The 15,651-nt window shown below is 67.1% G+C and carries 14 protein-coding genes; all 14 read left to right on the top strand.

Going from position 1 to position 15,651, the window contains the following annotated elements; all coding sequences use genetic code 11:
* On the top strand, positions 1-1,170 hold a 1,170-nt coding region (locus E1285_RS17110; RefSeq protein ID WP_347814082.1), incomplete at its 5' end, for an MCE family protein.
* 1 nt (position 1,171) lies between these two features.
* Positions 1,172-2,410 carry an MCE family protein gene (locus tag E1285_RS17105; RefSeq protein ID WP_132153140.1) on the top strand — a complete coding sequence of 413 codons (1,239 nt, stop codon included), beginning with the start codon at positions 1,172-1,174 and terminating at the stop codon, positions 2,408-2,410.
* Positions 2,410-3,705, top strand: coding sequence for an MCE family protein (locus E1285_RS17100; RefSeq protein WP_207946631.1), 1,296 nt, complete (start codon positions 2,410-2,412; stop codon positions 3,703-3,705). The genes E1285_RS17105 and E1285_RS17100 overlap by 1 nt, the downstream gene beginning before the upstream one ends.
* A gap of 1 nt (position 3,706) precedes the next feature.
* Entirely contained in the window at positions 3,707-4,960 is a 1,254-nt protein-coding gene (locus E1285_RS17095; protein ID WP_132153139.1) for an MlaD family protein, read from the top strand.
* The gene (locus tag E1285_RS17090) at positions 4,957-5,529 is read left to right on the top strand and encodes a hypothetical protein (RefSeq protein ID WP_132153138.1); all 573 of its coding nucleotides are present in this window, start codon (positions 4,957-4,959) and stop codon (positions 5,527-5,529) included. Before E1285_RS17095 ends, E1285_RS17090 begins: the two co-directional genes overlap by 4 nt.
* Entirely contained in the window at positions 5,526-6,137 is a 612-nt protein-coding gene (locus E1285_RS17085; RefSeq protein WP_207946630.1) for a hypothetical protein, read from the top strand. Before E1285_RS17090 ends, E1285_RS17085 begins: the two co-directional genes overlap by 4 nt.
* A 75-nt stretch (positions 6,138-6,212) precedes the next feature.
* Complete coding sequence (locus tag E1285_RS17080; RefSeq protein WP_243722844.1) at positions 6,213-6,890, top strand: hypothetical protein; 678 nt, start codon at positions 6,213-6,215, stop codon at positions 6,888-6,890.
* 19 nt (positions 6,891-6,909) lie between these two features.
* Positions 6,910-7,461 carry a hypothetical protein gene (locus tag E1285_RS17075; protein ID WP_132153136.1) on the top strand — a complete coding sequence of 184 codons (552 nt, stop codon included), beginning with the start codon at positions 6,910-6,912 and terminating at the stop codon, positions 7,459-7,461.
* 384 nt (positions 7,462-7,845) lie between these two features.
* Positions 7,846-8,697: a hypothetical protein gene (locus tag E1285_RS17070; protein ID WP_132153134.1), complete on the top strand. Its 852-nt coding sequence runs from the start codon at positions 7,846-7,848 to the stop codon at positions 8,695-8,697.
* An 86-nt stretch (positions 8,698-8,783) separates the two neighbouring features.
* Positions 8,784-9,536, top strand: coding sequence for a hypothetical protein (locus E1285_RS17065; protein WP_132153132.1), 753 nt, complete (start codon positions 8,784-8,786; stop codon positions 9,534-9,536).
* A gap of 63 nt (positions 9,537-9,599) precedes the next feature.
* Entirely contained in the window at positions 9,600-11,717 is a 2,118-nt protein-coding gene (locus tag E1285_RS17060; RefSeq protein WP_132153130.1) for a DUF6801 domain-containing protein, read from the top strand.
* Positions 11,718-12,207: 490 nt separating this feature from the next.
* Positions 12,208-13,101 carry a hypothetical protein gene (locus E1285_RS17055; protein ID WP_132153128.1) on the top strand — a complete coding sequence of 298 codons (894 nt, stop codon included), beginning with the start codon at positions 12,208-12,210 and terminating at the stop codon, positions 13,099-13,101.
* Positions 13,102-13,180: 79 nt separating this feature from the next.
* Complete coding sequence (locus E1285_RS17050) at positions 13,181-13,987, top strand: hypothetical protein (protein WP_132153126.1); 807 nt, start codon at positions 13,181-13,183, stop codon at positions 13,985-13,987.
* A gap of 431 nt (positions 13,988-14,418) precedes the next feature.
* Positions 14,419-15,621: a hypothetical protein gene (locus E1285_RS17045; protein ID WP_132153124.1), complete on the top strand. Its 1,203-nt coding sequence runs from the start codon at positions 14,419-14,421 to the stop codon at positions 15,619-15,621.
* Positions 15,622-15,651 lie beyond the last annotated feature (30 nt).

The following is a 15,651-nucleotide window of genomic DNA, read 5'->3' as shown; positions in this document are numbered from 1 at the left end:
CCCCTGCCCCCCGGAGGGCGTCCCCCCGGAGGTCCGCCTCCAGAGGACCCGCCGCCGGGTGGCACGCCGCCGGGCGGGCCCCCGCCGGACGGGGCGACCGCGCCGCTGCCGCGTGCGCTGCCGCGCCCGAAGAAGGGCAGGCCGCGGCTGAAGCCGCTGCGGGAGCGCAACCCGATCCCGGTGTCGATCATCGGGCTCGTGGTGCTGCTGGTGCTCGGCATGCTGGCGTTCCGCGCCGACGACCTGCCGGTCATCGGCGGCGGCACGACCTACGAGGCGTACTTCTCCGAGGCCGCCGGGCTGAAGGCGGACCAGGAGGTCCGCGTCGCCGGGGTGAAGGTCGGCAAGGTGACCGACGTCGAGCTGGAGGGCGACAAGGTCAAGGTCACCTTCCGGGTCCGCGACACCTGGGTCGGGAACTCCACCCGCGCCGCCATCATGATCAAGACGCTGCTGGGGTCGAAGTACCTCCAGATCGATCCGCTCGGCTCGCGCGAGCAGGACCCGGACGACCCGATCCCGCTGGAGCGGACCATCGCCCCCTACGACGTGACGACCGCGTTCCAGGATCTCGGCCGGACGTTCGAGCAGCTCGACACCGCCGCGATGGCCGCGAGCCTGGAGTCGATCTCCACCACCTTCGAGGACACCCCGCCGAGCGTGGGCGTCGCGCTCAAGGGACTGTCGTCGCTGTCGAAGACGATCGCGACGCGGGACGCGGAGCTGGCGCGGCTCCTCGCGGGGACCAAGCAGCTCTCCGGGACGATCGCGGCGCAGAACAGCCAGTTCGAGTCGCTCTTCGAGGACGGCAACCTGCTGCTCGCCGAACTCCGCCGCCGCCGCGACGCGATCCACGCGATGCTCGTCGGCACGCGGCGCCTCGGGGACGAGCTGGTCGGCCTGGTCAACGACAACCGGCGCACCCTCGGCCCGACGCTCGCCTCCCTGGACAGGCTCACCGACACCCTCGAACGCAACCAGAAGAACCTCGACAAGGTCCTGGAGACCGCCGTCCCGTACATGCGGCTCGTCGGCAACGCCACGGGCAACGGCCGGTGGGTGGACGGCTACCTGTGCGGCACCGTTCCCAAGGAGTACCTCGAGAACGGCAGGTGGCAGCCGCCCAACGAAGACGAGTGCGAGCCGCCGCACCTGACGGGAGGCCGGTGACATGGCGTCGTCCCCGACACGCACCGTGAAGCTGCCGCGGCTCCCGTCGCCGACGCGGGACCGGCAGATACTCGTCCTGGAATCGATCGTCGTGATCTTCCTCGTCCTGGTCGGGCTCGCGCTGATCCCGGTGCTGAGCGACGGCCCCGGACGCCGGATCACCGCCTACTTCGCCACCGCCATCGGCGTCTACCCCGGCTCCGACATCCGCGTCCTCGGCGTGAAGGTCGGCTCGATCGACGCCATCGAGCCGCTCGGTACCCGGGTCAAGGTCGACATGACGGTGGACGGCGACGTGAACGTCCCCGCCGGCGCCCGCGCCGTGGTGATCGCCCCGAACCTCGTCTCCGACCGCTACATCCAGCTCGACCCCGCCTACAGCGGCGGCCCGAAGATGGCCGAGGGCGCCGCGATCGACGTGAGCAGGACGGCGACGCCGCTCGAACTCGACCAGCTCTACGCGGCCGTCCGCAAGTTCTCGAACGACCTGGGGCCGCAGGGCCTGAACGCGCAGGGCGCGCTGTCGGACGTCATCAGCGTCGGCGCCGCCAACCTCGGCGGCAACGGCAAGCTGCTCAACACCACGATCGCCGACCTGGGCAAGGCGTCCCAGACGCTCGCCGACTCCAGCGGCGACCTGTACGCGACCGTGTCCAACCTCAACAAGTTCAGCAAGATGCTCCGCGACAACGAGCAGCAGATCCGGCTGGTCGAGAACCAGTTCGCCGAGGTCAGCGGCTTCCTGGCCGCCGACCGGCAGGAACTCGGCGCCGCCCTGGCGAGCCTGGCGCGGGCGCTCGGCGAGGTGAAGCAGTTCATCGCCGACAACCGCGAGGGGCTCAAGAAGAACGTCGACAAGCTCGCCGGCATCACGCAGGTCCTGGTCGACCAGCGCGCGTCCCTCGCCGAGATCATCGACACGACGCCGCTGGTGGCGCAGAACGCGCTGAACGCCTACGACCCGAAGACCCGCTCGCTGATGAGCCGCGGCAACCTGCTGGAGATCACCAAGGCGTTCGGCAGCACCAGCCAGCCGGGCGTCGATCCACAGGCCGCCGACACCCGGCCGGTCTGCGCGGCGGCGGCCTCGGCCACCGAGGCGCTGCGCGAGCAGTGCGAGCGGCTGCGCACCTCCGGGCTCACCGCGGTTCCGCCGTCCGGGACATCCGGGGTTCCCGCGCTGCCGCTGCCGCCCGCGGGCAGCATCTACTCCGGCACCGGCGACGAGGGAGGCCGCTGATGCGCGTGCCCACGAAGGTGATGGCGGTGTGCGTGGCCGCCGCGGTGCTCGCCACCGGCTGCTCGGTGCAGCTCGAGGACGTCCCGCTGCCCGGCGGCGCCGACCTCGGCGACAACCCGTACGAGGTGAAGGTGCAGTTCGAGGACGCCCTGAACCTCGTCCCGCAGGCGGCCGTCCGGGTCAACGACGTCCCGGTCGGCCGCGTGAAGGGTGTCTCGCTGCCGAAGGGGGCGTGGGACGCCGAGGTCACGCTGATCGTGAACGGCGACGTGCGCCTCCCGGCGAACGCCACCGCGAACCTGGAGCAGTCGAGCCTGCTGGGGGAGAAGTACGTCGAACTGGCCGCGCCGGCCACCCCGTCCGCGCAGCCGCTGGCCGACGGCGCAACGATCCCGCTGGCCCGCACGTCGCGCAACGCCGACGTCGAGGAGGTCTTCGGGGCGCTGTCGCTGCTGCTGTCGGGCGGCGGGCTCCCGCAGATCCGGACGATCAACCGGGAGCTCAACCAGGCGCTCGGCGGGCGGGAGGAGACGGTCCGGTCCGCGCTGCGCAACCTCAGCCAGCTGACCGGGACGCTCAACCGCAACCGCAAGTCGATCACCGACGCGCTCGACGGGCTCAACCGGCTGTCGTCCACGGTGCGGTCCCGCGAGGGCCAGGTCGCGACGGTGCTCGACGACCTGTCGCCGGGCCTGAAGGTCCTGGAGGAGCAGCGCGGCCAGCTCGTGGAGATGCTGCGCGAGCTGGAGAAGCTGTCGGACACCGCCGTCAACGTGATCAACGAGAGCAAGGACGACACGGTCGCGAACCTGCGCTCCCTCGCCGTCCTCCTGCGCAAGCTCGCCGACTCCGGGCGCGACCTGCCGAAGTCGTTGGAGGTACTGCTGACCTTCCCGTTCACCGACGAGGCGCTCAAGGCTGTCAAGGGCGACTACCTGAACGGCTACTTGACCGTCGTCGCCGCCGAGGGCTTCAACTGCGTCGTCCCGCCGGTGGAGGAGGAAGGACCGTTCGACGACATCGAGGGTGCGGAGGAGCCACAGCCGCGTGCGATGGCCGCGCAGGCCGAGGAGCCTCCCCCGGGCCCGCAGCCCGAGCCGTGCCCCGATGCGACGGCCACCGGCCAGGGCGCGGATGCGCCCACGTCCACCGCACCGACGCCAGGGGCGCCGCTGCGGGGCGGCCCGCAGGTGCCGTCCGGCGAGCCCGGCTCCGGCGTCCCCGGAACCGGCCTCCCCGTCGTTCCCGGCGAGGAACCGCCCCTGCCGCTGCCGACGCTCGGGGAGGGCGACTGACATGCTGACCGTGGGCACCCGCATCAAGATCGTCACATTCGTCGTGATCGCGTTGACCGTGATCGCCTTCGTCAGCATCCGATACGCCGACCTCGGGCGCTACGTCGGGATGCGCGGCTACTACACCGTCCAGCTCGACCTCCCGACCACCGGCGGACTCTTCGAGGGGTCGGCGGTCTCCTACCGGGGCGTCACCGTCGGTGAGGTCGGCAAGCTCGACCTGAGCGACGACGGCGTCATCGCCGAACTGCACATCGAGGACTCCGCCCCGGAGATCCCGGCGAGCTTGCAGGCGGTCGTCGCCAACCGCTCGGCCGTGGGCGAGCAGTACGTCGACCTGCGACCCCGGACGGGTTCTGGGCCCTACCTTGCGCAGGGCGCCACGATCCCCCGCAGCGTCACCACCACACCGGCACCAGTGAACGAGACGCTCAAGAGCGTCAACGACCTGGCCGGGTCGCTTCCGCTCAACGACCTCAAGGTCCTGATCGACGAGCTGGGCTTGGCGTTCGCCGGGCAGGGGCCGCACCTCCAGCAGCTCCTCGACACCAGCGCCCGGTTCGTGTCGGCCTCGGACACCGCGTTCCCCGAGACTCGCGCGCTGATCCACAACGGCGAGGACGTACTGCGCACGCAGAACGAGCTGTCGGGCGCGTTCAAGTCGTTCTCGTTCAACACGCGGCTGCTGGCCAGGCAGCTCCGTGACTCCGACGCCGACCTGCGCGACATCATCGCGTCCGGTCCGGGCGCGGCGGCCGAGATGTCCGGGCTGCTTCGCGATCTGGACCCGGACCTGAGCGTGCTGCTGGCCAACCTCCTCACCATGGCGCGCGTGGGTGAACCGCGCCAGGCCGCCATCGAGGAACTGCTGGTCCGGTTCCCGCAGATAGCCGGGATGGTGACCACGCTCGTGTCCGGAAACAAGCTGCGGGTCGGGTTCGTGACCACGTTCTTCAACCCGCAGCCCTGCACGCGCGGCTACGGCGGAACCCAGTACCGCAAGGGCGTGGACGTGTCGCCTGGCCCCCCGTTCAACACCGCCGCCCGCTGCACCGAACCCCCGAGCAGCGGGATCAACGTGCGCGGCACGGCGAACGCGCCGCGCAAGGGAGTTCCCGCGCCGGCCAGGCCCGGAACCACGAGCAGAACCGATATCACCGACATCCTCAGCACGTTCGGGCTGTCCGCCCCGGTGGCGGACCCGGCCCTGCCGACCGACCTGCGCAGCCTCCTCGGCCTGGGCGGCACACCGTGATCGGCGCTGCGGCGGCGCGCCGCGCGGCCATCCGGGTGATCCCCCTGATCCGCCCGGCGGGCTACGTGCTCATTGCCGCAGCCACGGTGTTCCTCTGCACGTCCCTCTGGGCGCTCTACCAGGCCGACCGGGGCGCCGACAACGAGTACGCCGCCGCGCGGGACGATCTCACCGGGACGGCCGTCCAGCACATCACGCAGCTCAACACCATCGATCCCAAGAGGGCGGACCTCGACCTCGCGCACTGGCTGCGGGTCGCCACCGGGCCGTTCCACGATGCCCTCAAGGCGGACATGCCCACCGCACGCAAGAAGTTCGCCGAGCAGACCGCCGCCTCCCAGGGCAAGGTCACGGCGCTCGCGGTCACCGAGTTCGACGACTCCGCGGGCAAGGCGACTGTGGTCGCCTCGGTCCGGATCTTCACCGACGCGACCGGGGACGACGGTCGGCGCACCGAGCAGCGCAAGCGCTACGAGGTCGGGATGCAGCGGGTCACCGGCGGGTGGAAGGTCAGCTCGCTCAAACCGCTGGCTCCCGGGGGGCAGCCCGCCGAGGGGAGCGGGCCGTGAGCGTCACCGAACAGGAACCACGGACACGGCCGGAGCGCCCGGCGCGCCGCGTCTGGATCCCGCGTAAGAGACCCGCCCTGCCGCCTCCGCTCATTCCAGCACTCAAGCGGGCGGCCGGGCTGGGGTGGCCGGTGGCCCTCGCCCTGGCGATCTGCCTGTCCGCCTTCGCCGTCGATGGCTGGGCCGAGAGGCGGAGCGAGGGTTCACCGGCTGCCAACAGGGCGCTCGTCGACAAGGCCGCGACCAAGAAGGTCGTGGCGGACGTGTCGGCGAAGGTCGCGCGGATCTTCACGTACAGCCACACCGACCCGGCCGCCACCGAGAAGGCCGCAAAGGACGCGCTCACCGGCAGCGCCACCGGCGAGTATCGCGCACTGTTCGGCCTGGTGAGGAAGAACGCGCCGGTCATGAAGCTCTCCCTAACTACCAAGGTCGCCAAGGCCGGGTTGATCAAGCTCACGCGTGACGGGACCGCCGTCCTGCTGGTCCTACTTGACCAGACGACCACCCGCGACGGTAAGCGGACCGGGCCGCCGGTCGCGGCCCAGCTCATCGTCACGGCCCGCAACGACCACGGCTGGCGCATCAGCGACCTCCGGGCCGCCTGAAGGAAGGGTGGAACTCAGGTGACCAAGATCAAGACTTCCGAGCCGACGGTGGAAGACCCCGAGGCTGGGGCCCCCATGCCTGTCGATGAGGCCCCAACCTCACCCGAACCTGAGCCCGAGCGGGAGGAGGCGGAGGCGGAGGCGGAGGCCGAGGAGCCTGAAGAGGAGCCCGAACCTGAGGCGAAGCAGGAGGGCGGTACTGAGGCGGAAACCGGGAAGCCGGACGAACCCGCCCCGCGCCGCCTGTCCAGGGACCCGCTGATCCGGGTGGCCTCGCTGGTGACACTGATCGCGATGGCCGCGGCCGCCTGGTTCGGCTGGTCGTATCAGTCGGCGTCGGGTAATCCCGACCTGGCCTACGCCGCCGAGCGCGACAAGGCCCTCGCCGCCGCCGACCAGGCGATCGTCAACCTCAACACCCTCGACTACCGCAACGTGGACGCCGGGTTGAAGGTGTGGCAGGACTCTACGACGGCCGAGCTCTACGACGAGATCGTCAAGGGCCGCTCGCGGCTCGAGAGCGAGGTGAAGAAGGCCGAGACGACGAGCACCGCGAAGATCCTCGAATCCGGTCTCACCGAACTCGACACCCGCGCCGGAAAGGCTGGCGTCATCGCCGCCGTCCGCATCACTATCACCGGTGCCGAAGGCAAGCCGTCCGACAACATCCGCCGTTTCGCCGGCCAGCTCACCAGGACGTCGTCGGGCTGGAAACTGTCGGCGCTCGGCCAGGCCCCGACCGGTACGCCCTGACCGGGGGAGGAGAGATCGAATGGCAGCGATCAGCACCATCGGCCGGGCGTTTCCCCGCACCGCGCGCATACGCCTGGTTGTTCTTCTCGGCGCGCTGACAATGGCGCTGGGTGGTGTGGCCGCATGGTCGGCCGCCAAGGATGGCGCCTTGCAGGGAGCCGCCTCCGCAGACAATGCCGCGCTGAGCGACAATGCCCGCACCAGTGAGGTCAGAGGCCAGATTACGACGGCTGTGAACACTGTGTTCTCGTACAACTACGCAGACGTCGCCAAGACCGAGAAGGCCGCTCAGCAACTCCTCACCGGAAAGGCCGTCCAGCAATACGGGCAGCTTTTCGCGTTGGTCCGCAAGCAGGCACCCGAGCAGAAGCAGGTTCTCACCACGACGGTCACCGACTCGGCGGTGAAGTCACTCACCGACGACCGTGCCCGCCTGCTCGTCTTTGCCGACCAGCGCAACACCCGCACCGACAAGAACGAGACGAGCTACTCCGCTGCCGTCTTCGCGGTGGACGCCATCCACACCGACGGCAAATGGAAGATTACCAAAATCGACACCCTAGGCGCTTGACCACACCAGACCCGGGAAACCACATACGAACTGACGCCGGGGCAGACCCTCCCGTGAGACGGGGGACATGGCGATGGCCAGGCCGCAACCGGGACGGGCTCGGTACCGTCTGGCCATCTCAGCCGAAGGTGGTCTCTCTGATGTGGCCCGATGGGCCTTGTGGTCTCGGTCGGTGCTGGCAGTCCAGAACCTGCACTAAGCGGGTGACAAATGGGCTTGATCAAAGACTCGGTTGATGACAATTTTTGAAGCCAGGAACACCATTTTGAAGCAAGGGAACCGGGAAGCAAAGACATGGCGAGAAAGTTCATGTTTTCATCTTGAAGAGTGCACTACCGCCAAGTAGATTTGGATAAGAGCACGGCAGGACTGGGTGGTCTTGCGATGAAGCTGGAGGCGTTCAGCTTCCGGGGTTCTGCTACGGGCAACCCGGAGGAGTCTATTCTGCACAACGCGGTCAGTGTCCCTACGAGTCGTACCAGTCCCCCCAGTGAGATGAAGGGAAAAGAAACTGACATGCGAAAGATCGCCAGAAAGGCCATGACCGTTTCCGCGGTCGCGGTGGCCGCCGCCGCCCTCACCGCCGCCCCCGCCTCGGCAGCCGTCACCGACGTCGACGTCACGATGGCGGGCGTGACCGCGCCCGCCAACGGAGACGTCACGGGAGCCAGTGACGGTAACGTCGGAGGTCTGAACCAGAACCGTCCGTCGGCTCTCTCCTGCCAGCCCGACGCCAATGGCCCCGCCTTGTCGGCCGCCGGCACTGTACGGGTCGAGAACAACCAGAACGGGGTCGACGTCGCCTCGTTGTCGAGCGTGAACTTCAACAACCCCTGCACTGCCGTCCCCGGCCCCGTCCCGACCAACGTGTCGGCTGGGAACCTGCCGTGGGGCATGGACGTCACGGACCCGACTAGCGGAGGGGTCACCGCCGGCAAGCTGACGGGCGTCGAGATCGTGCTGGATGCCCCCAGCATCGGGTGCACGGTGAGGATCACGGGCGACGGTGCGCCCGGGTACATCGGCGGTACGTACACCAACCCCGCGGCGGGTTCTGGAGACCCCGGCGTGCTCGCGCTGTCGAACAATGGTGCCGACAACAACCTCATCGTGTCCGAGATCATCGCGGGGCCCTGCCCCGTCTCCCTGATCCAGCTGGGCGACAGGATGACCGTCAGCGGCACGGTCGATGTTAGTGGGCCCAGCAGCGAGGGGCCGATCATCAACGCCTCCTAGCCGTGGCGTGAGGGCACAGCCCTGACTCAACCCGCACCCGGGCGCTCGCCGCCCGGGTGCGGTTCCCCATAGATCATGGATATGAAATGCTCCAAGTGCTCGGACGAGTCGCGTGGATCGCTTTGACCGCGGCCCTTGCCACTGCGTTGACCGCCGTCCCTGCCTCGGCGGGGACGCTCGAAGTCGACGTCACGCTCGCCGGCGTAACCGTGCCCTCCACCGAACCCGTCACCGGAAACAGTGTCGGTAACGTCGGAAGCCTCAACCTGAATCGTCCGTCGGCTTTCTCTTGTCAGCCCGACTCCAATGGGCCCGCCTTGTGGGCCGCCGGCACTGTACGGGTCGAGGACGACCAGGACGCGACCGGCCTCGCCTCGTTGACAAGTGTGAAATTCAACAACCCGTGCACCTTTGCCCCCAACCTCGGCCGGATCGTCGTGACGGTTCTGAACCTACCTTGGAGATTCGACGCCGTAGGTGTGACCGACGCCTCGGGGGTGACAGAAGGCAGGCTGACGGGCGTCAAGATCAAGCTGGACATCCCCAGCATCGGGTGCAACGCCATACTCGGAGGCCCGGGTGCCGGCGGCCTGAACGGATACATCGACGGTACGTACACCAGCCCCGCGGCGGGTTCTGGAGATACGGGCATGCTCGCACTGTTGCACACGAGAACCGACAGCAACCTCCGTGTGACCCAAATCAGCCAGAGGGGGTCGTGCCCCACCAGTTTGATCCAACTTGGCGACAAATTCGTTCTGAGTGGCTCGGTTGAGGTTCGTGGGGACAACGCCACCCATCAGGAGGGGCCGGTCATTCACGCCTACGAAGTCCCATGAGGTGAGGCTACAGCCCTGACCTAGCTGCACCCGGGTTCGTTACCTATAGATCAAGGATGTGAGATGCGACAGGTGTTCAGAATTGTCGCGCGGATCGGGGCGGTCGCGGCCCTTGCGGTGGGCGGCGGCACGTTGGTCGCCATTCCGTCGGCGATGGCGGACATCGGTGCGAACATAGGGCTCGTATGTACTGGTAAAGCCGGAACACACGATGTGTCGCTGCGGATTGAAACGAGCGTCCCATCGTCCGGAACCGTCGGCCAACCGATCCAGCTGGGCACCATCAGGATCGAGGTCGGTCTCCCTCCCGAGCTGGTGAAGGAGGTTTCGGTGACTTCTCCGAGCAGGGCATCGACACCACCGGTGACCGGTGTCACGCCGTCGTCCTCGCCTCCCCCCGCGCTCAGAGGGGTCGCGGAGGTGCAGGTCGACGTGCGCGAGCCCGGGCGCGATCGGCGCGGCGGGTGGCCGGCCTTCGCTCTGGCGGCCACGCCGCCGCGTGGTAACGGAGCTGTGCACCTGACCGGTAGCGGGGTGGCGCCGCCGGTGGTCCCCGGATCGCCGGGTGGGATCTCCTGGGCTGCCGGGGAAATGGACCTGTCGCTGGTGCCGGGCGACGCGGCGACGGTGAAGGATGCGGCGGAGCTGGCGCTGCATTGTGTGGCGGAGAAGAAGTCGGTGTTCGGGACCGTACGGGTGAAACGGGGGAACGAGGTTGCGGTCCCCAGCACATCGAACGCATCACCCCGTCAGGCCGCCCCCTCGCAGGACGGATTTTGCCAAATAATGCCTGGTCAGGGGGAGGATCCGCGGTACGCCATCAGCGACGATCCTAAGTTGTATCAGATCTATGACTCGCCACCAACCCCGGACGTGCCATACGACCAGTCCGCGCCTGGTGTGATGTACTGCATCAAAACCACTGGATTCTTCAATCTTAAGAAGGCCGGTAACGCTGTTCCGGTCGCACTTGAGAACAATGTTCGGGCGCCCGTCCGGACCCTTTCTGGCGATTTCTTTTTCGGGCCGAACTACACGGAGCATCGCGGATATTTCGTCAACCGAACCCACCCGAATCCAGCCACGGTGCTGGGTTTCGGCTTCATGCCGACACGCGCAGTGGCAAAAGCCGTTCAAGTCGGTACTCCGGGGGGCGGAAAAACTGACCCGATTACCGGCAACCTACGAGTGGTCCAGCGGCTGGATGATTCCCTGAAGCTATCGGATCCGACTGTCGAAAGACAAGAAATCCGTGCTAGTGCTTATGTTCGGCTCGAGGCGGACCAGGCCGAGGTCAATGGAATCCCTCTTGAACTCGGCGATAAATGCACGACCAGTCCGACTTTGCTTTATGGGCATGGATTCACGGGGACTCTAGAAACTGGGTCGGTAGACTACACTCAGGGTCAGACGGTGATCGCCGAAGACGTCACAATTCCTGCCTTCTCCGGTTGTGGAGTTTCCGAAGACCTGAGTCCGATCCTTACCGCTAGCGTTTCCGGGACGGGGAATTACGCAAACCTGGAAGCAGGAATGTGGTGTAATGTTGTCGGCGACGCCAACTGTGTGAACGGTGAGGCCAAAGATCCTCAGACCTTTACTGTGAAACCGGGCGGAGATTTCACGGCAGTCGCGGATTCTTTCGTCCTCAGGGGCCAGAACGGCGCGGAGTTCAGGTGCGATTCAGCGAACATGCGGTTTCACATGGACCGTGGACACTGGCAGTCGCGTTTCAGGCTGGGCAAGGGTGAAATGTCCCTCGACGGCTGCACCGTGAAGACGTCGAACGGCTTCGTCCATCAGGTACAGGGCGAGGTTGCTGATGAGGGATCGGTGTGGATCACTATGTCCATGTCGCTGGCCGGTCAGTGGCAGATGTTGATCAACGGGGTGACGCTCAAAGCGCTCGTGGAGCTCGCCGACGACGAGACATGTGAGCTACGAATAGCCGAGGCTGTTCAGCAAAGTTTTTTGGATTCGCGAATCGTAGATGAGCGCCCTGGCCGGTTTATTGGGACCTACGACAACGGTGCCTTCGTCGGGAATGCCGAAGTGAAGCCTTCGCTGAAGTCAACCTGCAGGATTCCGGGGTTCACGAACTTCAGTGATGACCTCACTGCACCTACGGCCAGGTTCGCCTTCCATCCGGAGCAGCAGATCCTGCCCTCAGTTGGGTCGTAGCAACGGATCCTGCGGTGGTGTGGCCACACTTGCGGTGGTGTGGCCACACTCGGCGAGTTGATCGTCGGGGGAGTTGCCGTGGGGGCGGTGCCTCACATGCTGACATTGCAGGATCGGGGAAAGATTTCCCGGGGCGCCGCGGGCGCAGCAGGGCAAGGCAGAACGGATCGGGCCTGCCCGAGCATCGGGTCGCGCGGCCCCGCCGCCTTTCGCCAACCGGCAGGTTCCCATCCCTGCGCTCCAGGTCACTCGACGACGAAACGACTAAGTTAGTTGTGGCCATCACAGCCTGGCCTTACCCCACTCCTCCGAACGGGCCGGGCGCTTCCGGGCGATATGCGTTAGGTGATAAAATAGGCCGCTCGGCGAAGGGTGTTTCTGGCATTCGCTCACAAGATGAAAAGATCTTCATATTTGCGCATTATGATGTATTGAATCGCCATTGTTTCGGTATTACTCTTCGGTTGGGAACCGAGGGATCAACTCGTCGATGATCCGCTTCACGGTTCCGCGCCGGCCGGGATCACGCTGTGGCCGTCCGGCGCTGTGTGTCCATTTCTCCCGGTACAGAAAGGATGGACTGGTGAAGTTCACTAGTTTCTGGAGACGCAGTTCGCGGCTGGCGTTTCCTGCTGTGGCCGCCGCTGCGCTGCTCGCGTTCGGTATGGCGTCGCCTGCTGCGGCGGACAACCCGGACCCGATCCCGGCGAGCTTCGACTTCTCCGACTGCCCGCCGCTTCCCGAGGGCGCGAGCCCGTTCTACTCTCGGTGTCAGGTGGCCGTCGTCACCAGCGGTTCCTTCCAGGTCGGCAACTTCGATCAGACGATCGAGGAGCCGATCAGGCTCACGTACGCCAACGCCTACAACGCCGACACCTTCGAAATCGAGACCATCTTCGGAGGGCTCGAGGCGCCGGAGATGCTCGTCCAGCCCGGTCTCTTCGGTGACCCGCTCCTGAGCGCTGTGTATGCGAAGGTGGAGTACGCGGGTTCGTTCGAGGTTCCGGGCACCAACGACTTCGACATCAACATGGGTGTGAAGATCCGGCTCATCAACCCGTTCCTCGGGAGCAATTGCACGGTCGGCACCAACAGCAACCCGATCATGCTGAACCTGACCACCGGCACCACCGACCCGCCCGCCCCCAACACCCCGATCACCGGTGAGGGCGTCTCGATCAAGCGGTCCGACCCGCTGCCCGAGGTGCTGCAGGCCCAGCACGTCGGTAACGCGTTCTCGGTGCCCGGCGCCAAGGGTTGCGTGTTCGGCGGCGGCATCGCCGACTGGCTCGTCAACCAGGTCGGCGGATTCCCCTCGCCGGCCGGCGAGAACACCATGATCCAGAACGAGTACATCGTCTCGAAGTCCTACTCCGAGCTCTGACCCTGAGCACGCCCCACCGATCCGTGCCCGCGGTGATCCCGCGGGCACGGTCCCCACTCCCGGAATGGAGGAGAGGCCCATGAACTGGGCATGGATGCTCACGAGGATTGCCGTCGGCGCGGCATGTTCGCTTACGGCGACTGGAATGTTTTTGGCCGGAACCTCCTCCGCCCAAGTCCGTACCGCTCCGGTGGCTCCCGCTGAAGCCGACCTACCTGACTTCGATTTCTCCGACTGTCCTGCCCTCCCGGAGGGATTCGGGGAGCTCGGCTCAATATGCTACAACCAGGTTGTGGCGGGCGGCCGGATAGAGATCGGCCGGCTCAGTCACGAGATCACTGACCCGATCAGGTTCACCTATGCCGAGGTGTTCAATCTTCAGACCGGGGAGTGGCGACTCCTGGCGGGACCGCTGCACACGAAGAAGGTAGCGCTGCCTTCGGAGGCCATCGGCCTCCCACCGGGCAGGACGGTTTTCGCGACTCCCGAGTATGCGGGCGGATTCACGATCAACTATCCGAACATGACAATAGGTCTGAAAATCCGCCTGAGTGGGGCGGGACTCGGCGGTTCCTGTGTGATCGGGAGCGACGAGGATCCGATTCCGCTGAGCATGACGACGGGGACCACGAACCCGCCCCCGCCGAACACCCCCATCACGGGCGTCCCGTTCACGCAAGCGGGAACCGATGGGAAGGTGAACATCATGTCGGCGACCCACGTGGACAACGCTTTCCCCGCTCCTGTCGCGCAAGGCTGCGAGCAGTTCGGTGAGAACATCGACCACCTCGTGAACTCAACGGCCGGTCTGCCGTCCCCACCCGGCACGAACACCGTGATCCTCGATCACTACATCGCTCTGCTGGCCTACAGAAACCTTCCCTGACTTTGACGGTAGTGGGGGCCGGGAGGCGCACCGGGCGCCGTCAATGCCTCCTACAGCAACGGGTTCGCCGAGCTCACGCTTTCCGGCGGCAGTTCGGAGGTGGCGGCCGCGAGCGGCTGCGGGCCAACAGTGGTCAAGGTCGGTGAGCCGACGCCCGGCATTTGCGAACCTTTCAAGTAGCACCCGGGCAGAGGATCACGAGGCCCTGACGCCCGCTCACAGTTCTGCCGCCACGAGCGCTGGAGGGCAGTGTGGAGTCCACGGCATCGCTGACGAGTAAGTCGTTTGAGCCAAGCCGTCCGTGGGTGATCGGGGCGGTCCTGCTGTGTGCGGTCGGGACGCTGGGGGCCGTGGCCAATTCGGCGGGGCCTCGGGGTGATGTCGGGCGTGCGGCCGGGTTCGCGGACATGCTGCGTATCAACCCTGGCGTGGTGTCGACTGGGCAGGCGGCCGTGGTCGCGGTGGTGATGGTGGCCGGGTTCGCGGCGCTGTGGTGGTCGGTGCGGCGGAGTTGGCCGTGGCTTCTGGCCGCGGGCGTGGTCCTGACGATCCCCACCGAGATCGTGTACGTCGTGGCCAGGAACGCCTTGTTCGGTGATGCGGCCTGGTTCTACTTCGGGTCGGTCACTGCCGGGGCGCAGCTCGTGCTGCTGGGGACGCTGGCCGCCGGGGTCCGGCTCGTTCACATCGGCGCGCCGGGTGCGGGCGCGGTGCTGATCGGGACCGGAGTGGGCATCCAGGTCTTCGGCGCGTCCACTGACGTGTGGATCGCGCACGCCGGGATCGCGGAGCCTGGCGGTTACCCGGTGGACTTCGCGGAGGCCGTTCAGGTCCTGCTTCACTTCGCGTTCCTGGCGACCGCGATCGGCGGGGCGCTCCTGGCGCTGGGCTTGCACTACCGCTATGACAGACGGCCTGAGCTGGCCGCGCCTTCGGATGCCGAGCCCGGGATGGGCGTCCGCACGGTGATCGCGGGCGCGGTGGCTGCCCTGGCGTTCGTCCCGGCCGCCGCCATGGAGACGGTCAAGGGCGGGTTCGGGGTCGCCGCGTGCTGGCTGCTGCTGGGCGCGGGCCTGGTGGCAGCGGCGCTGGCCGGTATCCGCGCGGCGGTTGGCGTCGTTGTCGCGTCGGCGGTTGTCGTCGGGGTCTCCGGCCCGGCGAGCGCGCTGATCCAGGCTGAGCATTCGAGCTTCGTCCGCATGTGGTTCCTGGTGGGGTTCGGCGTGGTGGCGGGGGCCGCAGCCGCGTTCCCGTCCTGGCGGCGCTGGGCCGCCCTCGCCGGATGCGCCGCCTGCGCCCTAACGCTCGCCGTGACCATGCTGATCCGTCCGGACGGCATGGCGGTCCTCATGCTCGCCCTCCTCGCCGCCACCGTCACTGTCGCGATCGCGTCACTTGGCGTCTGGCTGACCCAGGACGGTCTTTCCCCGGCCGTCCTGGGCCCGTTGATGTTCGCGACGGTGATCGGTGCCTGCGGCCTGCTCGCCGACTGGCAGGGCACGGGCAGACGCGGACCGAACGCCGAACTGTTCCGAGAACCCGGCCACCTCTGGCTCTACACCGTCCTGCTCCTCCTGGCGGGCCTCGCCCTCGTCGCCCTGGACCACTGGCGGACACGTCCCGCACCAGACTGACCAGCCCGGTGTTGCCGCCCATGCGGCCGG

It is taken from the genome of Actinomadura sp. 7K507 (assembly GCF_004348425.1).
Lineage (GTDB): Bacteria > Actinomycetota > Actinomycetes > Streptosporangiales > Streptosporangiaceae > Spirillospora.
Note: the sequence above shows the minus strand (reverse complement) of the source record. Positions and strands in the feature narration are given on the sequence as shown.

Coding starts and splice junctions, on each gene's coding strand:
- E1285_RS17105 (WP_132153140.1), top strand. CDS start 1,172: ATGGCGTCGTCCCCGACACGCACCGTGAAGCTGCCGCGGCTCCCGTCG.
- E1285_RS17100 (WP_207946631.1), top strand. CDS start 2,410: ATGCGCGTGCCCACGAAGGTGATGGCGGTGTGCGTGGCCGCCGCGGTG.
- E1285_RS17095 (WP_132153139.1), top strand. CDS start 3,707: ATGCTGACCGTGGGCACCCGCATCAAGATCGTCACATTCGTCGTGATC.
- E1285_RS17080 (WP_243722844.1), top strand. CDS start 6,213: ATGCCTGTCGATGAGGCCCCAACCTCACCCGAACCTGAGCCCGAGCGG.
- E1285_RS17075 (WP_132153136.1), top strand. CDS start 6,910: ATGGCAGCGATCAGCACCATCGGCCGGGCGTTTCCCCGCACCGCGCGC.
- E1285_RS17070 (WP_132153134.1), top strand. CDS start 7,846: ATGAAGCTGGAGGCGTTCAGCTTCCGGGGTTCTGCTACGGGCAACCCG.
- E1285_RS17065 (WP_132153132.1), top strand. CDS start 8,784: ATGCTCCAAGTGCTCGGACGAGTCGCGTGGATCGCTTTGACCGCGGCC.
- E1285_RS17060 (WP_132153130.1), top strand. CDS start 9,600: ATGCGACAGGTGTTCAGAATTGTCGCGCGGATCGGGGCGGTCGCGGCC.
- E1285_RS17055 (WP_132153128.1), top strand. CDS start 12,208: ATGATCCGCTTCACGGTTCCGCGCCGGCCGGGATCACGCTGTGGCCGT.
- E1285_RS17050 (WP_132153126.1), top strand. CDS start 13,181: ATGAACTGGGCATGGATGCTCACGAGGATTGCCGTCGGCGCGGCATGT.